The organism is Salipiger pentaromativorans, assembly GCF_024721115.1.
Taxonomy (GTDB): domain Bacteria; phylum Pseudomonadota; class Alphaproteobacteria; order Rhodobacterales; family Rhodobacteraceae; genus Salipiger; species Salipiger pentaromativorans.
Genome location: NZ_JAMDHK010000002.1, coordinates 571,418 through 590,725, shown reverse-complemented (window position 1 = coordinate 590,725; position 19,308 = coordinate 571,418). Strand labels below are relative to the sequence as shown.

General features: G+C 67.6%; 17 protein-coding genes. 12 read left to right on the top strand and 5 right to left on the bottom strand.

The window, feature by feature from the left end; all coding sequences use genetic code 11:
- From M4578_RS05995 to M4578_RS05960, 8 genes are all read left to right on the top strand, one after another.
- The coding region (locus M4578_RS05995; protein WP_258092529.1) for a nucleotidyltransferase family protein at nt 1-654 on the top strand (654 nt) is incomplete at its 5' end.
- A gap of 213 nt (nt 655-867) precedes the next feature.
- On the top strand, nt 868-2,067 hold the full coding sequence (locus M4578_RS05990; RefSeq protein ID WP_258092528.1) for an aminotransferase class V-fold PLP-dependent enzyme: 1,200 nt from the start codon (nt 868-870) through the stop codon (nt 2,065-2,067).
- 61 nt (nt 2,068-2,128) lie between these two features.
- On the top strand, nt 2,129-3,550 hold the full coding sequence (locus M4578_RS05985) for a cryptochrome/photolyase family protein (RefSeq protein WP_258092527.1): 1,422 nt from the start codon (nt 2,129-2,131) through the stop codon (nt 3,548-3,550).
- A 132-nt stretch (nt 3,551-3,682) separates the two neighbouring features.
- Nucleotides 3,683-4,123 carry a TrgA family protein gene (locus M4578_RS05980; protein WP_258092526.1) on the top strand — a complete coding sequence of 147 codons (441 nt, stop codon included), beginning with the start codon at nt 3,683-3,685 and terminating at the stop codon, nt 4,121-4,123.
- A 12-nt stretch (nt 4,124-4,135) separates the two neighbouring features.
- A complete protein-coding gene (locus M4578_RS05975; protein WP_258092525.1) occupies nt 4,136-5,263 on the top strand; it encodes an NUDIX domain-containing protein in 1,128 nt (375 codons plus the stop codon).
- A 59-nt stretch (nt 5,264-5,322) separates the two neighbouring features.
- A complete protein-coding gene (locus M4578_RS05970; RefSeq protein WP_258092524.1) occupies nt 5,323-6,351 on the top strand; it encodes a cysteine synthase A in 1,029 nt (342 codons plus the stop codon).
- Complete coding sequence (locus tag M4578_RS05965) at nt 6,348-8,807, top strand: DUF3772 domain-containing protein (protein ID WP_258092523.1); 2,460 nt, start codon at nt 6,348-6,350, stop codon at nt 8,805-8,807. The genes M4578_RS05970 and M4578_RS05965 overlap by 4 nt, the downstream gene beginning before the upstream one ends.
- On the top strand, nt 8,804-9,520 hold the full coding sequence (locus tag M4578_RS05960; protein WP_258092522.1) for an alanyl-tRNA editing protein: 717 nt from the start codon (nt 8,804-8,806) through the stop codon (nt 9,518-9,520). The genes M4578_RS05965 and M4578_RS05960 overlap by 4 nt, the downstream gene beginning before the upstream one ends.
- Nucleotides 9,521-9,530: 10 nt before the next feature.
- Here the strand turns inward: M4578_RS05960 and M4578_RS05955 are convergent, their stop codons facing one another.
- From M4578_RS05955 to M4578_RS05945, 3 genes are all read right to left on the bottom strand, one after another.
- The gene (locus M4578_RS05955; RefSeq protein ID WP_258092521.1) at nt 9,531-10,406 is read right to left on the bottom strand and encodes a DMT family transporter; all 876 of its coding nucleotides are present in this window, start codon (nt 10,404-10,406) and stop codon (nt 9,531-9,533) included.
- Between the two features lie 80 nt (nt 10,407-10,486).
- Nucleotides 10,487-11,272: a tellurite resistance TerB family protein gene (locus tag M4578_RS05950; protein WP_258092520.1), complete on the bottom strand. Its 786-nt coding sequence runs from the start codon at nt 11,270-11,272 to the stop codon at nt 10,487-10,489.
- Nucleotides 11,273-11,380: 108 nt separating this feature from the next.
- A complete protein-coding gene (locus tag M4578_RS05945) occupies nt 11,381-12,799 on the bottom strand; it encodes a protein adenylyltransferase SelO (protein ID WP_258092519.1) in 1,419 nt (472 codons plus the stop codon).
- Between the two features lie 195 nt (nt 12,800-12,994).
- Between M4578_RS05945 and M4578_RS05940 the strand changes: the two genes are divergently transcribed.
- Nucleotides 12,995-13,927, top strand: a complete 933-nt coding sequence (locus M4578_RS05940) for a pirin family protein (RefSeq protein ID WP_258092518.1) — start codon at nt 12,995-12,997, stop codon at nt 13,925-13,927.
- A gap of 78 nt (nt 13,928-14,005) precedes the next feature.
- On the opposite strand, the gene M4578_RS05935 is transcribed toward M4578_RS05940, so the two are convergent.
- Nucleotides 14,006-14,452, bottom strand: coding sequence for a GNAT family N-acetyltransferase (locus M4578_RS05935; RefSeq protein ID WP_258092517.1), 447 nt, complete (start codon nt 14,450-14,452; stop codon nt 14,006-14,008).
- On the bottom strand, nt 14,449-15,387 hold the full coding sequence (locus M4578_RS05930; protein ID WP_258092516.1) for a nucleoside hydrolase: 939 nt from the start codon (nt 15,385-15,387) through the stop codon (nt 14,449-14,451). Before M4578_RS05930 ends, M4578_RS05935 begins: the two co-directional genes overlap by 4 nt.
- A gap of 223 nt (nt 15,388-15,610) precedes the next feature.
- On the opposite strand from M4578_RS05930, the gene zwf reads away from it, so the two are divergent.
- From zwf to pgi, 3 genes are all read left to right on the top strand, one after another.
- Nucleotides 15,611-17,071 (top strand): glucose-6-phosphate dehydrogenase, encoded by a 1,461-nt coding sequence (gene zwf / locus M4578_RS05925; RefSeq protein WP_258092549.1) that lies wholly within the window; start codon nt 15,611-15,613, stop codon nt 17,069-17,071.
- Complete coding sequence (gene pgl, locus M4578_RS05920) at nt 17,068-17,745, top strand: 6-phosphogluconolactonase (RefSeq protein ID WP_258092515.1); 678 nt, start codon at nt 17,068-17,070, stop codon at nt 17,743-17,745. The genes zwf and pgl overlap by 4 nt, the downstream gene beginning before the upstream one ends.
- Nucleotides 17,746-17,763: 18 nt before the next feature.
- Nucleotides 17,764-19,308: glucose-6-phosphate isomerase (pgi, locus tag M4578_RS05915; RefSeq protein ID WP_258092514.1), on the top strand; the 1,545-nt coding region annotated here is incomplete at its 3' end.

Sequence of the window (19,308 nt, the reverse complement as noted above, 5' to 3'; positions counted from 1 at the left end):
CGAGCCCAAAATCGGTCCCTGTATGCTAAATCAAAGCCCGATTGCATGGAAATCGGCACAGCCAAAACGGTAGATCAGACGTTCCCTAAGAAGCCTTGGGATGGCCTGCTGGTTGAGATTCAATACCGTACCCGCGCCCAGCATGCTTGGGCCACAGCAGTTGAGATTTCGGACCTTATCGACGGAGAGCGCACAAAATTCGAAATGGACCAGTCGAAACGTGGTAGGTTCTTTGCGATTGCAAGCGAGATTATTGCTCGCAAACAAGAACATCTTGATAGAACCTTTTTGGAGGTGAGCACCGCTGAACTACAGGCACAACTTCAGGAGCTTGAAGATGAGCTCGGAATTCTTCAGAGGCTATCTGCACTTAAGCAATTCGAGGACGAAGAGAAGCTGCAAGAACATACCGTTCTGAATGTTTTTCAGAATCCGGATGGCAGTGCCGGGCTGGAAGTGATTCCGTTCAAAAATTCTGCCGATGCAATTTCTAAAGCCACCGAGTTGGAAACCTCAGGGTCGAGCTTGAATGCTGTGTATGTTAGGGCAAGCAATCCTAAACAGCTTCGGTCCGCATATCGAAATTATTTCAACGATCCAATCGACTTTGTGAAAATAATCCAAGAGGAAGGTGAGGTCGAGATGTCTGCATGAAGGGCACCCGGCCATAAACCTATTGAAGCCGTGATGGAAGATCCCGTTTCATCCAGTCCACTGAAGATGCCCTGGGCCATGGCCGACACCCACTCTTGCCGCCCCTGGTCCTCCAGCCCTTCCCACCCCTGACGCACCGTCCCCCTCCGCCGCTCCTTGACCCTCCGCCCGTTCGCCGGTCTTCTGCGCCCCAATCTCAGGGGAGTCGTCGATATGCTGGATCTGGAGTTCGTGCGCGGGCAGTTTCCCGCCTTTGCCGAGCCGTCGCTGCAGGGCTGGGCCTTTTTCGAGAACGCGGGCGGGTCCTATACCTGCCAGCCGGTGATCGACCGGCTGACCCGCTTTTACCATCAGCGCAAGGTGCAACCCTATGCGCCTTACCCCGCCTCGGAAGCGGGCGGTGCCGAGATGGACGAGGCGCGCCGCCGTCTTGCCGCGCTGCTGGGGGTGGAGACCGACGAGCTGAGCTTTGGCCCCTCGACCACCCAGAACACCTATGTGCTGGCGCAGGCCTTCCGCAAGTTCATGGCGCCGGGCGAGGCCATCGTCGTGACCAACCAGGACCACGAGGCCAACACCGGCCCCTGGCGGCGGCTGGCGGAGGAGGGGATCGAGATCCGCGAATGGCGGATGGACCCCGAGACCGGCCATCTCGACCCCGCCGATCTGGAAAACCTGCTCGACGAGAAGGTGCGGCTGGTCTGTTTCCCGCATTGTTCCAACGTGGTGGGCGAGATCAACCCGGTGGGCGAGATCACCGCGCTGGCCCATGCGGCGGGCGCCTTTGCCTGCGTCGATGGGGTGAGCTTTGCGCCGCACGGGCTCCCCGATGTCGAGGCGCTCGGCTGCGACATCTACCTGTTCTCGGCCTACAAGACTTATGGACCGCATCAGGGGATCATGGTCATGCGCCGCGCATTGGCGGAGGTGCTGCCGAACCAGGCGCATTATTTCAACGGCGACACGCTTTACAAGAAATTCACCCCTGCGGGGCCGGATCACGCGCAGGTCGCCGCCTGTGCGGGCATGGTGGATTACGTCGAGGCGCTGGCCGCGCATCAGGGGGTGAGCCCGCGCGAGGTCTCGGGGCTGATGCACGCGCATGAGGTGGCGCTGATGCAGCCGCTGCTGGAGTTCCTGGCGTCGCGCAACTCGGTGCGACTGCTCGGGCCGAAAGAGGCTGAAAACCGGGCGCCCACCATTGCCGTGGCGTTGCAGCGTCCGGCCATCGACGTGGCGAAAGAGCTGTCGGGGCACGGCATCATGGCGGGCGGCGGCGATTTTTACGCGGTGCGCGCGTTGCAGGGGCAGGGCATCGACCCCGCGCAGGGTGTGCTGCGGCTTTCCTTCGTGCATTACACCTCGGCGCAGGAGGTGGAGAAGCTGACGGAGGCGCTCGACCGCGTCCTGTAAGCCATGGCTTGACCCGCGCCGCAGCGGCCTATCTCTCTGCGGGGCAAGAAGGAAAGGCACCATGGCTGACACGTCTCCGGTCCTCGTCTGGATCCGCCGCGACCTGCGGTTGAGCGATCACGCCGCGCTGCATGCGGCGGCGCAGACGGGGCGGCCGGTCATCCCGGTCTTCATCCGCGATCACACGGTGGACGGGCTGGGCGCGGCGCCGAAATGGCGGCTTGGGCTGGGGCTCGAACATTATGCGCGGGCGCTGGAGGAGAAGGGCAGCCGGCTGATCCTGCGGGCAGGCCCCGCCCGCGAGGTGCTGGAGGCGCTGCTGGCTGAGACTGGCGCCGGGGCGGTGTTCTGGCAGCGGGCTTACGATCCGGCCTCGGTGGAGCGCGACACGCTGGTGAAATCGGCGCTGAAGGCGCGTGGCGTCGCGGCGCGAAGCTTTCCCGGCCATCTGCTCTTCGAGCCCTGGAGCGTCGAGACCAAGCAGGGCGGGTTCTACAAGGTCTATTCGCCGTTCTGGCGGGCGGTCTGCGGCGTGCAGGTGCCCGAGCCTTTGCCCGCGCCCGCGCGCCTGTCCGCGCCGGAGCGCTGGCCCGAGAGCGACCGGCTGGAGGACTGGCATCTGGGCGCGGCGATGCGGCGGGGGGCGGCGGTGCTGCGCCCCCATGTGCAGCTAGGCGAGGCCAGCGCGCAGGGGCGGTTGGGCGCCTTCGTGGCGGGCAAGATCGCGGGCTACAAGGACGGGCGCAATCTGGTGGCCGAGGACGGCACCTCGACCCTTGCGGAAAACCTCAGTCTTGGCGAGATCAGCCCGGCGCAATGCTGGCACGCGGGCAGGCGCGCGCAGGAGGCGGGGAAGGCGGGCGCCGAGACCTGGCTCAAGGAGCTGGTCTGGCGCGAGTTCGCCTATCACCTGATGTGGCACACGCCGCATCTGCTGGAGGACAACTGGCGCGAGGAGTGGCGCGCCTTTCCCTGGAACGAAGACGCCCGCCGAAGCGAGGTTATCGCCTGGAAACGCGCCCGCACGGGAATTCCCTTTGTCGACGCGGGGTTGCGCGAGATGTATGTCACGGGGCGGATGCACAATCGCGCCCGGATGATCGTCGCAAGTTATCTCACCAAGCATTTGATGTGTCATTGGAAAATCGGGATGGACTGGTTCGCCGACTGCCTGACCGACTGGGACCCGGCGGCCAATGCGCTGGGGTGGCAATGGACCGCCGGATCGGGGCCGGATGCGGCGCCTTATTTCCGGGTCTTCAACCCGATCACCCAGCGCGAGAAATTCGATCCGGATCAGGCCTATATCCGCCGCTGGATCGCCGAGGGGCAGCGCAATCCGCCGCAGACGGCGCTGAGCTATTTCGACGCCATCCCCGAAAGCTGGGCCATGGCGCCGGACGATCCTTATCCCGCGCCCGTGGTCAGCGCCGAAGAGGGGCGCAAGGCGGCGCTGGCCGCCTATGAGGCGCGCGACTTCTGAGCGCGCGGCCCTGTCTCGGATGAGACACATGATCCGGACGCTGTCGGGCCTGTCCGCTTTGCCGACTTGCTCCTTCCGTATGGTCAGCGTTAACACGGGTGCAGTTTTTCCACAGCCCGAGGTCGCTTTCGCATGTTCACCGCCGCCCGTCTGATTGCAGCCCTTTGTCTGGCGGGGTTCGGCTATCTCGGTTCGGAATATGTGAAGACGCTGATGCCGCAGAGCACCGCTTTCGGCATCTTCACCTATGTCAACACCGTGCTTGGGTTCCTCTGCGGCTGGATCATCGTCGGGCCGCGCGCCGGGCGAGGCACCGCGGCGGCGGTCTCGCACGGGATCACCGGGGCCGTGGCTCTGATCCTCTGGGCGCTGCTGGGGCAGGCGGCCAACGAGATGGTGCGGCTGGCGCTGCGGCACCGTTATCACAGCCCGCTCGAGGCGCTGGCGGCGGTGTTCGAGATCGCGGTGGAGTTCGGCGCGGTGCTGCTGGATCCGGGCTTTTTCCTGCTGATGGCCGTCGGTGCCGTGGTGACGGGGCTGCTGTCGGAAACCGCGGCGCGGCACTGGCGCTGAGGAGGCCGCGGCTTGGCCGACCTGTTCGTTTTTGGCACCCTGCGCCACCCGCCGCTTCTGGAGACGGTGCTGGGCCATGCCCCGCGCGGCGTGACCGCCAGGCTGCCCGGCTATTCCGTCTACCGGACCGAGCCCAAGGGCGTGCCGGGCGCGGCGCTTTGCGAAACCCCCGGTACGGCGGCGGAAGGGCTGCTGCTGCATGGGCTGACGCCGAAGGATCTGGCGCGGGTGGCGTTCTATCTCGGTGGTTTTCGCGACGGTCTGCGCGAGGTGACGGTTCTTGGGCCCGAGGCGCGCGAGACCCCGGCGCTGGCGCATGTGCGCGGCTGTCCGCCGGCGGATTGCGGCGGGCTTTTCGATCTGGCCGACTGGGTCTCGGAGTGGGGCGGGCTGGCCTGTGGCGCCGCGCACGAGATCATGCCGCAATACGGCCGTGTCACCCCCGAGCGCATGGCGGCGCTGCGGCCCTATCTCGCGGCCCGTGCCTGGGCGCAGCAGCTTGCCCGGCAGGGCGCGCCGCACAGGCTGCGGTCGGGAATGGGGCGCGATGCGGTCGAGATCCTGCGCGACAATCCCGGTTTCGAGGGGTTCTTCCGGCTGCGTGCCTTCGACCTGCGGCACCGCCGGTTCGACGGCAGCCTGTCCGAGATCGTCTCGCGCGAGGGGTTCGTGGCCTATGATGCGGCGCTGGTGCTGCCTTACGATCCCGAGACGGATCGCGTGCTTTTGATCGAGCAGCTTCGTTACGGGCCGGTGCTGCGCGGCGACCCGCTGCCCTGGGTGCTGGAGCCGGTGGCGGGGCTGGTGGATGCGGGCGAAAGCCCCGAATCCTGCGTGCTGCGCGAGGCGCTGGAAGAGGCGGGGCTGACGCTGCGTGGGCTGCGCCCGATGGTTCGGGTCTATGCCTCGCCGGGCTATAGCTCGGAGTTTTTCCATTGTTTTCTAGGGCTCTGCACGTTGTCGGAGGCGGACAACGGGCTGGGCGGTCTGGCGGAAGAGCACGAGGACATCCGCAGCCATGTGCTGCCCTTCGACGAGGCGCTGGCGCTGGTCGATAGCGGCGAGGTGAACGCCGGACCGCTGGCGATGATGCTCTATTGGCTGGCACGTCACCGCGACGCGCTGCGCAGCGGTGCTTGAGTTCCCCCAGACGCGGCCCTAAACCTGAAACCCAGACCGTGACAAAGGGGAGGGCAGCCATGCGGGTTGCACAGGATCTGGCGCAGGCCATCGGAAACACGCCGCTCATCAAGCTGCGCAAGGCCAGCGAGATGACCGGCTGCACGATCCTCGGGAAAGCGGAGTTTCTCAATCCCGGCCAGTCGGTCAAGGACCGGGCCGCGCTCTACATCATCCGCGACGCGGTGGAGAAGGGCCTGCTGGAGCCCGGCGGCACCATCGTCGAGGGCACGGCGGGCAATACCGGCATCGGGCTGGCGCTGGTCGGCGCCTCGATGGGGTTCAAGACGGTGATCGTCATCCCCGAGACCCAGAGCCAGGAAAAGAAGGACATGATCCGTCTGGCCGGGGCCGAGCTGGTGCAGGTGCCCGCGGCGCCTTACGCGAATCCCAACAACTACGTGCGCTATTCCGGCCGTCTGGCCGAGGAACTGGCGAAGACCGAGGCGCATGGCGCGATCTGGGCCAACCAGTTCGACAACGTCGCCAACCGGCAGGCGCATATCGAGATGACCGGCCCCGAGATCTGGGAACAGACCGGCGGCAAGGTCGACGGGTTCATCTGTGCGGTGGGCTCGGGCGGCACGCTGGCGGGCACCGGCATGGCGCTTCAGCCCAAGGGCGTGAAGGTGGGCCTCGCCGATCCGGCGGGCGCGGGGCTCTACAAGATCTATACCGGCAAGGACAACCCCGGCGATTCGATCACCGAGGGCATCGGTCAGGGCCGGATCACCGCCAATCTCGAAGGCTTCACCCCCGATTTCGTCTGCCGCATCGGCGATGAAGAGGCGCTTCCGGTGGTCTTCGACCTGCTGGCGGAGGAGGGGCTTTGCCTTGGCGGCTCTTCGGGTGTGAACGTTGCCGGCGCCATCCGCATGGCGCAGGAAATGGGGCCGGGCCACACCATCGTCACCGTGCTTTGCGATTTCGGCACGCGCTATCAGTCGAAACTCTTCAATCCGGCCTTCCTCAAGGACAAGGGGCTGCCGGTGCCCGCGTGGCTCGACCGCGCGCCCGCCTCCATTCCCGGCGTGTTCGAGGACGCATGACGACGCTTTTCCGCTGGTGCGCCGCCGCCTGTCTGGCGCTCGGCCTGATGCTGAGCGCCACGGTGCTGTCCGCCCAGGATGGCAAGCTCGACTACGACGCCTGGGAGCAGGTGGCGGCCCGGGCCGAACAGGTGATCGACAGCGGACAGGCCTCGGACGCGGCCTTTGAGCAGCTTCGCAGCACCATCGCGGGCTGGCGCGAGAGCTTTCTGCAAGCCGAAAGCACCAGCGCCACGCGGATCCAGACGTTGGAATCGCAGCTTGCCGCGCTTGGCGATCCACCGGCCGAGGGCGAAAGCGAGGCCGAGGACATCGCCGCGCGGCGCGCCGATCTGTCGGGCGAGTTGCAGCGCTTGCAGGCGCCGGTGCGGCGGGCCGAAGAGGCCTATACCCGCGCCGACGGTCTGATCCGTGAAATCGACGAGATCATCCGCAACCGGCAGGCCGACGCGCTGCTGGAACTGGGGCCGTCGCCGCTCAATCCGGCGCTCTGGCCCGAAGCGGCGCGGGCGCTGGCCAGTTCGGGCCGCAGCCTGTGGTCGGAACTGCGCCAGAACCTGCGGTCCGACATCAAGCTGACCGAGGCGCGCCGCGATCTGCCGGTGATCCTGCTGCTCGTGGCGCTGGCGCTGCTCTTGGTGATCCGCGGTCCGCTCTGGGTGCGCAAGGGGGTGGATTGGCTGCGCGGGCGCAGCCGGCGCGGCACCGGGGTCTGGGGCTTTCTGTTCTCGCTCGGCGGCATCGCGCTGCCCTTTGCCGGGCTGGTGGCGCTGACGGTGGCGCTGCACCTCACGGGCATGGCCGGGGTCAAGGGCCGGCTGATGCTGGAGCAGCTTCCGGGCTGGGGCGGGGCGCTGATGTTCGTCCGCTGGCTGGCGGATCAGAGCTTTCACCGCAAGGAGGACATCGCCACCCTGCCGCTGCCGCAGATCCAGCGGCGCGAGGCGCGGTTCTATGCCAATGTGCTGGCCATCCTGCTGGTGTTGCGCTCGGTCGGGCAGACCGTGGCCGAGCTGTTTTCCTATTCCGATACCACCCAGGCGGTGCTGGATTTCCCGGTCCTGCTGCTTTGCGCGCTCATGCTGTCGCGGCTGGGTCATATCCTGACGCGGCTGACCCCCGAACGCGCCATCGACGGTACCATGCTCGAGGGGGCGCATTTCCGCCTGCGCATTGCGCGGATCGTCGGGCGTATCGTGATCGTACTTGCCATCGCCGGGCCGGTCATGTCCGCCATCGGCTATGACGCGGTGGGCGAGGCGATGGTCTATCCGGCGGCCAAGACGCTGGCGGTGCTGGCGCTGGTGCTGGTGCTGCAACGCTTCGTGAACGACCTCTACGAACTGGCGACGGGCAAGAACGCGCAGGAGGCCGAAAGCCTCATCCCGGTTCTGGCGGGCATGCTGCTGATGCTGGCGGTGCTGCCGGTCCTCGCGCTGATCTGGGGCGCGCGCGTCGCCGATCTGACCGAGCTCTGGACGCGGTTCCGCGAGGGCTTTGTCTTTGGCGATACCCGGATCTCGCCCACCGATTTCCTGACCTTCGTGGTGGTCTTCGGGATCGGCTATGCGCTGACCCGGCTGCTGCAAAGCGGGCTGCGCAGCTCGATCCTGCCCAAGACCAAGATCGACCCCGGCGGCCAGACCGCGATTGTCTCGGGGCTGGGCTATGTCGGGATCTTTCTGGCCGCGCTGGTGGCGATCACCGCAGCCGGGCTCGACCTGTCGTCGCTGGCCATCGTCGCGGGGGCGCTGTCGGTGGGCATCGGCTTCGGCCTTCAGAATATCGTGTCGAATTTCGTCTCGGGGATCATCCTGCTGATCGAGCGGCCGATTTCCGAGGGCGACTGGATCGAGGTCGGCGGCAATCAGGGCATCGTGAAGTCGATCTCGGTGCGCTCGACCCGGATCGAGACCTTCGACCGCACCGATCTGATCGTGCCCAACTCGGATTTCGTCTCGGCCAGCGTGACCAATTTCACCCGGTCGAACGTGCTGGGGCGTGTCGTGGTGCATGTAGGTGTGGCCTATGGCAGCGATACCCGCCGGGTCGAGGACATCCTGCGCCGCATCGTGCGCGAACACGATCTGGTCCTGCTGAACCCCGAGCCGATGATCACCTTCGAGGAATTCGGCGCGGATTCGCTGAATTTCGTGATCCGCGCGGTGATCCGGGATGTGGGCCAGAAGCTGATCGTCACCTCGGATTTCCACCACGAGATCGCCCGCCGCTTCGCCGAGGAGGGGATCGAGATCCCCTTCGCGCAGCGCGACGTCTGGCTGCGCAACCCCGAGGTTCTGTTCCAGGGCGACCGCAGCGCCGCCGCGGCAGAGCCCGCCAAAGTCGACCCGGCCCCGTCGTCTCTGCCGCCCGAGCGCGCGGAGAGCGGCGCGATGCCCGCCGGGCGCGACGGCGACGACGACCAGGGTCATCACGAAGAGGGGGACGGGCGATGACCACGCGGCTCTTTTACGACGACAGCTATCTGCGCGAGGCGGCTGGCCGGGTGGTGGCGCATACGCCCGAGGGCGGCGTGGTGCTGGATGCCACAGTCTTTTACCCCAAGGGCGGCGGTCAGCCGGGCGACAGCGGCCGCATCGACTGGGCCGGGGGCGGGTTTGCCGTGGCCACCGCCGTGAAGGGCGATCACGGCGCGGTGGTGCTGGTGCCCGCCGAGCCGCTGCCGCTGCCGCCGCCGGGAACGGAGGTCGCGCAGCGCATCGACTGGGAGCGGCGGCACAAGCACATGCGCGTGCATACGGCGCTGCATCTGCTGTCGGTGGTGATCCCGCTGCCGGTGACCGGCGGCGCCATCGGGGCGGGCAGCGGGCGGCTCGATTTCGCCATGCCCGAACCGCCGGAGGACTGCGATGCCATCGAGGAGGCGCTGAACGATCTGGTCGACCGCGATCTTCTGGTCACCGAGGATTGGGTCGAGGACGCGGTGCTCGACGCCAATCCGGGGCTGGTCAAGACGATGACGGTGCAGCCGCCGCGCGGCCAGGGGCGGGTGCGGCTGGTGCGCATCGGCGAGGGGCGCCAGCAGGTCGATCTCCAGCCCTGCGGCGGCACCCATGTGGCGCGCACCGGCGAGATCGGGCGCATCCGTCTGGGCAAGATCGAGAACAAGGGCCGGCAGAACCGGCGGGTGAACCTGACACTCGACTGAGGCGCGGGTCTCAGGCCCGCGCCGCCTCGGGCCCGCGCGGGGCGAGGATGTAGAGCAGCAGGCTTACCAGGACGATGCCGCCCCCGGCGAGCATCCGCGCGGTGGGGGCCTCGTCCAGCACCAGCCAGACCCAGAACGGCCCCAGCACCGTTTCCAGCAGCATCATCAGGCTGACATTGGCCGCCTGCGTGTGGCGCGAGGCCGAGGACAGCGCAAAGAACGAGATCGGCAGGATCAGCAGCCCGGTGACCAGGATCGCCGGCAGCGTGCCGTCGAACATCATCGCCGGTCCGGTCAGCAGCGCCCCGGTCAGCCCGCTCAGCAGCGCGCCGCTGCCGAGCGCGGGCAGCAGCGGCAGTTCGGGCGCGCGGCGCAGGGTGACAAAGCTGGTGGCCAGGCTCAGCGCCACGCCCAGCCCGCAGAGCGCGCCCGTCAGCGCGGCACGGTTCACCGCCAGATCGCCTTTGCCCGAGACCGCCAGGGCGATGCCCGCCAGCACGGCGGCGATGGCGGCCCAGGTGACGCGGGTGGTGGGCTCGCCAAGCAGCACCCGCGACAGCAGCGCGGCCCAGACCGGCATTGTCGCGACCCCGAGCAGCACCACCGCCACCGGCGCGGCGGCAATGCCCAGGGGGAACAGCGTGGCATTGGCGTATTGCGCGAGGATCAGCAGCAGCCCGGCGGGGCTGGCGATATGGCGCAGCGCGCCGGGGGCGCGGGTGGTCAGCGCCCAGGCAGTCCAGAACACGGCCCCGACGCAAAGCCCGCGCCAGCCCAGCATCTGCCAGCCGTCCATGCCCGAGAGCCGCATGAACAGCGCATCGGGGGTCAGCACCAGCGTGCCGAAGGCGGCAAGCGCGATGCCGTAGCGGGAAGAGCGGATCATCGGTGCGGGACTCCGGAAGGGGCAAAAGGCGGCCCCGCCCGGCAGGGCCGGACGGGGCGCAAGGCATCGGGGGCAGGGGCTCAGGAATAGAGCGGTTGCAGACCCATTTGCATATGGAGCTGGTTGACCACCAGTTCCGAAAGGCCCATCGCCTTGGCGAGCGCGTCGAGATATTGCGCCTCGGCCGGGGTATCGACGCGGATGGTCATCAGCGAGGCGGCATAGACCTGCGCCTTCTGCGCCTCGGGCGTATCGGCCGCGAGGGCCGCCGCATCCACCGGCGCCGCAAGCTGCTCCTTCACGAAGGCGATGTCCTCGGGCGCCGCGTCGTCGCCCACGGTTTCGAGGATCTTGGCCTTTTCCGCCTCGTCGATGCCGCCATCCGACTTGGCGGCCTGGATCATTGCGCGCAACATCAGCCCGGCGGCGGCCTCGGCCTCCGGCGCGGCCTCGGTGGCGCTGACCTGGTCGAGCATACCGCCCAGGCCCTTGCCGCCCATCGAGGCGGCGCCGCCGGCCATGGCCAGCAGCCCGGCAAGCCCGGCGCCGCCCTGGCCCGACAGCGCCGACAGCAGCCCGCCCTTGTCGCCGGAGCTGCCCTCGGTGCCGCCCAGCCCGGCGGCGCCCAGCATCGCGCCGAGCCCGCCCTGCTGCATCTTCTCCATCATGTCCTGAAGCGGATTGCCGGCGCCACCGCCGAGAAACTGGCCCATCTGCGCCTGCAGATCGGTGCCCTTTTCCGAGCCCGGCACCTGTGCACCGCCGCCCAGCATGGCGCCCAGGCCCTGACCGCCCGACAGCTTGTCGACGCCGCGCGCCGCCGCGTAGCCGATGGCGACCTTCGCCAATGTTCCCATGAGACCCATCGTCCCGCTCCTTCCTTTGCCTGGAGTGCTGCGTTCCACCGACACTGTGGCAGAAAGCGCGCCCCGGGGTGAAGGGGAATTTCCCCGATATGGCGCGGACTTCGCGGATCAGGTGCCGCAGAAGGTGGCGGGCACGACCTCGGCGGGCAGGGGCGGACGGCGCAGCTCTTCGGCCTCGGGCTGGTCGTCATAGGGCCGCGCCAGCACGCCGGACATGTGATGGAAGGCGCGTTCGTCGCCCTCGACCGCCGCCGCGATCATCTGCTCGATCCGGTGGTTGCGCGGGATGAAGGCGGGGTTGCTGCGCCGCATGAGTGCCAGCGGCTCGTCCTCATCCGCGATGCGGGCCTGCCAACGTGTCTCCCAGCCGTCGAACGCCGCCGGGTCGGTGAACTGGTCGCGGGCGTTGCCCTCGGACAGCGCGCGGAAGGTGTTGGTGAAATCCGCCTGACCCTTGTGCATGAGGTCGAGCAGCTCGGCGATGAGCGCCGCGTCTTCGGGCGCAGGGGTTGCGATGCCGAGCTTGGCGGCGAAGCGTTTCAGCCATTCCGCGCGGAAGAGGTCGGCCATGCCGTGCACGATTTCGGTGAAGCGTTCGACTGCGGCATCGGCGTCGGGCATCAGCGGGATCAGCGCGGTGGCGAGCTGCGCCATGTTCCACACGACGATGTCGGCCTGTGCGCCATAGGCGTAGCGCCCGTAGCGGTCGATGGAGGAATAGACCTGCTGCGGATCGTAGCTGTCCATGAAGGCGCAGGGGCCGTAGTCGATCGTCTCGCCCGAAAGGGTGCAATTGTCGGTGTTCATCACGCCATGGATGAAGCCGAAGCTCATCCATTGCGCCACCAGCGCCGCCTGCCGGTCGCAGACCTGCGCGAGCAGCGCTTCGGGGCCGGTCGCGTCGGGATAGTGGCGCGCGACCGTGTAGTCGAAGAGCGTTTGCAGGTCTTCGTATTGCCCGCGCGAGGAGAAGAGCTGGAAGGTGCCGACGCGGATATGGCTTTGCGCCACGCGGGTCAGCACGGCGCCGGGCAGGGGGCGTTCGCGGTAGATGTCCTCGCCCGTGCGCACGGCGGCCAGCGCGCGGGTGGTGGGTACGCCTAGCGCGTGCATCGCCTCGCTCACCACATATTCGCGCAGCACCGGCCCCAGCCAGGCGCGCCCGTCGCCGCGCCGCGAATAGGGCGTGGGGCCGGAGCCCTTGAGCTGGATGTCGCGGCGGATGCCGTCGCGGCCCACCACCTCGCCCAGCAGATGCGCGCGCCCGTCGCCGAGCTGCGGAGAGAAGCCGCCGAACTGATGCCCGGCATAGAGCTGCGCCAGCGGATCGGCGCCCTCGGGCAGCACATTGCCGGCGAAAACCGGCGCCAGACGCGGATCGTCGGTGCCGGTGATGCCCAGCTCCTCCGCCAGCGCCGCGTTGAAGGCGATGAGCTTCGGCGCGCTCACCGGGGTCGGCTTGAGCTTGGTGTAAAAATCGCCGGGCAGGCGGGCATAGCTGTTGTCGAAGGGGATGTGCAGGGTCATGGCACTCAGATAATCATGCAGGGCGCGAAGGAAAGGGTGCGGATTTATCCTCAGGATACGCGCATTTCCTGCCGCGTCCATCGGGGTCGGCCACAGGTTTGTGCGAAAATGCGCATATCCCGCGCGAAACCCGACGGTTTGCGCAGGCCCCGATTGCGCTATCTTTCCCGCAGATGCCGAGAGAAGGAGGCCGAGATGAGCTGGAACCCCGCGCTTGACCCGCATTGCCCCACCGGAGACGAGGTGGATGCCATCGACACGCTGATCCTGCCGCGCGCCCGCGATCTTGGCGGGTTCGAGGTGCGCCGCGCGCTGCCGGCGCCCAAGCGGCAGATGGTGGGGCCGTTCATCTTCTTCGACCAGATGGGTCCGGCGGAGTTCCTGCCGACGCGCGGCATGGATGTGCGCCCGCATCCCCATATCGGGCTCGCCACGATCTCTTACCTCTTCCGGGGCCGCATGCATCACCGGGATTCGCTGGGCACCGATGCCTGGATCGAGCCCGGCGCGGTGAACTGGATGGTGGCGGGCGAGGGCATCACCCATTCCGAGCGCACCGACGACAAGACCCAGGTCGATCCGATGCCCTTTTTCGGCATCCAGACCTGGGTGGCGCTGCCCAAGGATCACGAGGACCGCGCGCCGCTCTTCCAGCACGCCGGTGTCGAGGAACTGCCGTTCCTCGAAGGCGAGGGCAAGCAGGTGCGGCTGATCCTAGGCGATGCCTGGGGCGCGCGCGCGCCGGTCGAGACCGACTCGGAGATGTTCTATGCCGATGCGGTGCTCGAGGCGGGGGCCGCGATCCCGCTGCCGGACAACCACGAAGACCGCGGCGTCTATGTGGTCGAGGGCAGCGTCTCGCAGGCCGGAACCAGCTATGAGGCGGGCCAGATGATGGTCTTCCGTCCGGGAGATTCCGTGTCGCTCCGGGCGGGGCCGCGGGGGGCCCGGGTGATGCTGCTGGGCGGCGCCACGCTGGAGGGGCCGCGCTATATCTGGTGGAATTTCGTCGCCTCGTCGAAGGAACGGATCGAGGAGGCGAAAGAGGCCTGGCGCCGCGGCGACTGGGAAAACGGCCGGTTCCATCTGCCGCCCGGGGACGACGCGGAGTTCATTCCGCTGCCCTGACCGGGGCAACCGGCGGCCGGTGTCGGCGATGCCGGGGTCCGTGCCTCGGGCCCGTCGCCTCCGGGGCGCGGTCTTTGCCTACAGAGCGCGGCTCATCAGCGCATAGCCGTCGCGCGTGTGGAACCGGGCGCGGCGGTAGAAATGTTGCAGCCGGTCGTCGGACCGGTCGACCTCGAGATGCAGCGCCTTCACGCCGTTGTCGCGCAGCGCGCCGGCCAGTTGCTGCAACGCCTCGGCGCCCATGCCGCGCCGGCGCACGGCGGGGCGGATATAGAGCTCGTCCACCATCGCATCGAGCCCGCCGAATTCCAGGCTCCAGCCGAAGCTCGCCATGATATAGCCCACCGGCGCCTTGCGCGGCCCGATCAGCCACACCGCCCCGTGCGGCATCCCCGCGAGGATCGGCTCCAGCGCGGCGCGGATATGCGGCGCGTCGGTGCCATAGCCCTGTTCGGCATGAAAGGCGGCGACCAGACCCGCCAGCCGGTCGAGATCTTCGGGACCCGCGAGGTGGAGGGATTTCATAACCGTCCCAGCCGCTCGGTCAGCAGCGCAAAGAACCCGTCCGCATCGACGTCGCCCATGAAGGTCGCGTTGGCGGGCCGGTCGGTCACGCCCCACCAGTCGGCCACGGTCATGCCGCGGGTCAGATCCGACAGGGTCTCGATCTCGACATTGATGTCGCGACCGGAGAACAGCTCGGGCCGCAGCAGCCAGGCGGTGACGCAGGGATCGTGCAGCGGTGCGCCGTCCGAGCCGTATTTCTCGCGGTCGAAGCGCTCGAAGAAATCGGTCATCTGCGCAACCGCATCGCCCACCGGCGTGCCGAGCGCGCGGAACGCATCGTTGCGCGCCTTGGTGACCAGCGCCTTGTGGGTCACGTCGAGCGGCATCACCGTCAGCGGCACGCCGGAACGGAACACCACATGCGCGGCCTCGGGGTCCACGAAGATGTTGAACTCGGCGGTGGGGGTGATGTTGCCCACCTCGAAATAGGCGCCGCCCATCAGCACGATGCGCTGCACCCGCCCGATGACGTCGGGCGCGCGCAGAAACGCCGCCGCGATATTGGTCAGCGGACCGAGCGGGCAGAGTGTCACCGTTCCCGAGGGCTCCTGGCGCAGCGTGTCGATCAGGAAATCCACCGCGTCGCGGCTTTGCAGCGGCATGGTGGGCTCGGGCAGGACGGGGCCGTCGAGCCCGGTCTTGCCATGCACATGCTCGGCGGTCACCAGCCTGCGCTCGAGCGGTTTTTCACGCCCGGCAAAGACCTTGATGTCGCGCCGTCCCGCCAGTTCGCAGACGATCCGGGCGTTGCGCGCGGTCAGCGGCAGCGGCACATTGCCCGCCACGGCGGTGATGCCCAGGATCTCAAGCTCTTCGGGGGAAGCCAGCGCCAGGAGGATCGCAACGGCGTCGTCCTGTCCCGGATCGGTGTCGATGATGATGCGCCGGGTCATGTCGTCTCTCTACTCGTCATTGAACAGAGGTCGCATGCGCGCCCCCTGCGTTCAAGCGGCAAGCAACCCTGCATGCAAATCGCTGCCTCTTCTGGCTTTTTTCCCGGCTTGTCATTGCCGAGTGGCGTGGCGGTGTTAGACTTCCGGTGATCTTTGGGCTAGGGAAGGGCGCGGTTAGCGCTAACGAGCTGGACATATGCAGAGAATCGGAGACACGCCAGAGATGGTTTCCCGCGTCATTCCCGTCGAGCCGTTCGACCTTGTGATCTTCGGCGGCACGGGCGATCTGGCCCGGCGCAAGATCCTGCCGGGTCTGTTCCGCCGCTTTTGCGCCGGACAGATCCCCGAGCATTCCCGCATCATCGGGGCGGCGCGGTCGGACATCGACGACGACGGCTATCGCGACCTCGTGCGCGAGGCGATCGAGGAGTTCGGTCGCAAGAAGGGCCGCGACAAGAAGGCGGTGAAGGCGTTTCTGAAACATCTGCACTACGTGCCGGTGGACGCCAAGGGCGATGGCGGCTGGCAAGAGCTCAAGGCGGCGCTGCGCGAGGAGGAGGGGCTGGTCCGGGCCTTCTACTTCTCGGTGGGGCCGAGCCTTTTCGGCGAACTGGCCGAGCGGCTGCGTACCCATGAGCTCAGCCATCGCGAGGTACGGATCGTGGTGGAAAAGCCCTTCGGTCACGATCTGGAAAGCGCGCGGGCGCTGAACGAGACGCTGGCAAAGCATTTCCACGAGGATCAGATCTATCGCATCGACCACTATCTCGGAAAGGAGACGGTGCAAAACCTCATGGCGGTGCGCTTTGGCAATATGCTGTTCGAGCCGCTGTGGAACGCGCAATATGTCGATCACATCCAGATCACCGTGGCCGAGACCGTGGGGGTCGGCGGGCGCGGCGCCTATTACGACAAGGCGGGAGCGATGCGCGACATGGTGCAGAACCACCTGATGCAGCTTCTGTGCCTCATCGCAATGGAACCGCCCGCCCGCTTCGAGGCGGATGCGGTGCGCGACGAGAAGCTCAAGGTGATCCGTGCCCTCGAACCGGTCGATCCCGACCAGATCGTGCGCGGGCAATACACCTCGGACGGCGAGATGCCGTCCTATCGCGAGGATGCGGAGAACCCGACCTCGAAGACCGAGAGCTTCATCGCGCTGAAATGCTATATCTCGAACTGGCGATGGGCCAATACGCCTTTCTATCTGCGCACGGGCAAGCGGCTGAACGCCATGGCCTCCGAGATCGCGGTGGTGTTCAAGGACGCGCCGCATTCGATCTTCGGCATCGACGCGGGGCGGCACCGCAACGTGTTGTCGATCCGGCTTCAGCCCAATGAGGGCATGACGCTGGGCGTGACCATCAAGGAGCCGGGGCCGGGCGGTATGCGCCTGGTCGATGTGCCGCTCGACATGAGCTTTGCCGAGGCGCTGGGGCCCGAGGCAGAGGAGGTCGCGGATGCCTATGAGCGGCTGATCATGGATGTGATCCGGGGCAACCAGACGCTGTTCATGCGCGGCGACGAGGTCGAGGCCGCCTGGGCCTGGACCGATCCGCTGATCGAGGGCTGGGAGCGGCGCGGGGATTCCCCGAAACCCTATGACGCGGGCAGCCCGGGCCCCGACGATGCCGCCTTCCTGATCAATCGGGATGGCCGGCGCTGGCGGAGAATCCAGCCGTGAACTACGAGTTCCGCGCCTATCCCGACCGCGAGATGCTGGCGATGGATCTGGCCAACCAGATCGCCGGTGAGCTGCGCGCGGCGCTTGGCCATCAGGAGCGCGCGGCGCTGGCGGTGCCGGGCGGCAGCTCGCCGGGGCCGGTGTTCGACACGCTCTGTGCCGCCGATCTCGACTGGTCGCGTATCGACGTGCTGTTGACCGATGAACGCTGGGTGCCGGAACGCTCGGAGCGGTCGAACACCCGCCTGCTGCGCCAGCGCCTGCTGGTGGAGCGCGCCGCCGCCGCCCGCTACCTGCCGCTTTACGCCGAGGCCGCGCGGCCCGAGGAAAAGCTGGCCGAGCTGGCCGAGGCCATCGCGCCGGCGCTGCCGCTGTCGGTGCTGCTGCTGGGCATGGGCGCCGATCTGCACACCGCGTCGCTTTTTCCCGGGGCCGATCTCTTGGCACAGGCCCTGTCGGACGAGGCGCCGATCCTGCTGCCGATGCGCGCGCCGGGTGCGCCCGAGCCGCGCATCACGCTGACGGCGCCGGTTCTCGACGGTGCGCTGAAAAAGCATGTGCTGATCTATGGCGCAGAAAAGCGGGACGTGCTTGAAAAGGCGCGTGGCCTGCCGCCGGCCGAGGCGCCGGTGAATGCGGTGCTCGACGAGGCGACTGTGCATTGGGCCGAATAGAGCTGGGTGGATGTGATCATGTGGGATGAGCTGATGAGCCTCGCCGCGACCCGCGAGGGGCGCCGGATCGACGCGCTGTTTGCCGAAGACCCGGCGCGGGCCGAGCGGTTCTCGATTGCGCAGGGCGGGATGCTGTTCGATTTCTCCAAGACCCAGCTCGATACCGAGCTGCGCGACGCGCTGCTGGCGCTGGCCGAGGGCGCGGGGCTGGCCGAGCGCCGTGCGGCGATGTTCGCGGGCGACAAGATCAACGAGACCGAGGGGCGCGCGGTGCTGCACACCGCGCTGCGCAATCTCGCCGGCACGCCGGTTGTGGTCGACGGCAGGGATGTGATGCCGGAGGTGCTGGACACGCTGGCGCGCATGGGCGCGCTCGCGGAGGAGATCCGCGGTTCGGACATCACCGATGTGGTGAATATCGGCATCGGCGGCAGCGATCTTGGCCCCAAGATGGGCACGCTGGCCTTGGCGCCCTATCACGACGGGCCGCGCTGCCATTTCGTCTCGAACGTGGACGGCGCCGACATCGCCGACACGCTGAAGCGCTGCCCGCCCGAGACGACGCTGTTCATCGTCGCCTCCAAGACCTTCACCACCATCGAGACCATGACCAATGCCCGCACCGCCCGCGCCTGGCTCGAGGCGCAGGGTGTCTCTGCCGAGGGCAAGTTCGTGGCGCTCAGTTCGAACCTCGCCGCCGCGGCGGAATGGGGCATCCCGGAACGCCGGGTGTTCGGGTTCGAGGATTGGGTCGGCGGGCGCTATTCCATGTGGGGGCCCATCGGCCTGTCGCTGATGATCGCCATCGGGCCGGAGGATTTCCGCGCCTTCCTCAAGGGCGGGCAGGCGATGGACACGCATTTCCGCACCGCACCGCTGGCCGCGAACATGCCGGTGATGCTGGCGCTGGTGGGGATCTGGCACAACCAGATCCTCGGCCACGCGACCCGCGCCGTGCTGCCCTATGACAACCGGCTGTCGCGGCTTGCGGCCTATTTCCAGCAGCTCGAAATGGAGAGCAACGGCAAGCGGGTGAGCATGGACGGCGCCGATCTGGCACGCAATTCCGGGCCGGTGGTCTGGGGCGAGCCGGGCACCAACGGCCAGCACGCCTTTTACCAGCTCATCCATCAGGGCACGCGGGTGGTGCCTTGCGAGTTCCTGGTGGCGGCCAGGGGCCACGAGCCGGATCTGGCGCATCACCACGCGCTGCTGATCGCCAATTGCCTGGCGCAATCCGAGGCGCTGATGCGCGGGCGCACGCTGGACGAGGCGCGCGAGAAGGTGGCGGGCAAGTTCGAGGGCGACGAGCTGGAGCGGCAGGCGCGGCACCGTGTGTTTCCGGGCAACCGGCCGTCGACGACGCTGATCTATCCGCAGCTCGACCCCGAGACGCTGGGCCGCATCGTGGCGCTTTACGAGCACCGGGTCTTTGTCGAGGGGGTGATTTTGAACATCAACTCCTTCGACCAGTGGGGGGTGGAGCTGGGCAAGGAGCTTGCCACGGCGCTGGGGCCGATGGTCACCGGCGAGGCCGGGTCCGAGGGCAAGGACGGCTCGACC

What these genes read in the sequence shown, in the direction of transcription:
- M4578_RS05990 (WP_258092528.1), top strand. Translation starts at nt 868, where the DNA reads ATGCTGGATCTGGAGTTCGTGCGCGGGCAGTTTCCCGCCTTTGCCGAG.
- M4578_RS05985 (WP_258092527.1), top strand. Translation starts at nt 2,129, where the DNA reads ATGGCTGACACGTCTCCGGTCCTCGTCTGGATCCGCCGCGACCTGCGG.
- M4578_RS05980 (WP_258092526.1), top strand. Translation starts at nt 3,683, where the DNA reads ATGTTCACCGCCGCCCGTCTGATTGCAGCCCTTTGTCTGGCGGGGTTC.
- M4578_RS05970 (WP_258092524.1), top strand. Translation starts at nt 5,323, where the DNA reads ATGCGGGTTGCACAGGATCTGGCGCAGGCCATCGGAAACACGCCGCTC.
- M4578_RS05965 (WP_258092523.1), top strand. Translation starts at nt 6,348, where the DNA reads ATGACGACGCTTTTCCGCTGGTGCGCCGCCGCCTGTCTGGCGCTCGGC.
- M4578_RS05960 (WP_258092522.1), top strand. Translation starts at nt 8,804, where the DNA reads ATGACCACGCGGCTCTTTTACGACGACAGCTATCTGCGCGAGGCGGCT.
- M4578_RS05955 (WP_258092521.1), bottom strand. Translation starts at nt 10,406, where the DNA reads ATGATCCGCTCTTCCCGCTACGGCATCGCGCTTGCCGCCTTCGGCACG.
- M4578_RS05950 (WP_258092520.1), bottom strand. Translation starts at nt 11,272, where the DNA reads ATGGGTCTCATGGGAACATTGGCGAAGGTCGCCATCGGCTACGCGGCG.
- M4578_RS05945 (WP_258092519.1), bottom strand. Translation starts at nt 12,799, where the DNA reads ATGACCCTGCACATCCCCTTCGACAACAGCTATGCCCGCCTGCCCGGC.
- M4578_RS05940 (WP_258092518.1), top strand. Translation starts at nt 12,995, where the DNA reads ATGAGCTGGAACCCCGCGCTTGACCCGCATTGCCCCACCGGAGACGAG.
- M4578_RS05935 (WP_258092517.1), bottom strand. Translation starts at nt 14,452, where the DNA reads ATGAAATCCCTCCACCTCGCGGGTCCCGAAGATCTCGACCGGCTGGCG.
- M4578_RS05930 (WP_258092516.1), bottom strand. Translation starts at nt 15,387, where the DNA reads ATGACCCGGCGCATCATCATCGACACCGATCCGGGACAGGACGACGCC.
- zwf (WP_258092549.1), top strand. Translation starts at nt 15,611, where the DNA reads ATGGTTTCCCGCGTCATTCCCGTCGAGCCGTTCGACCTTGTGATCTTC.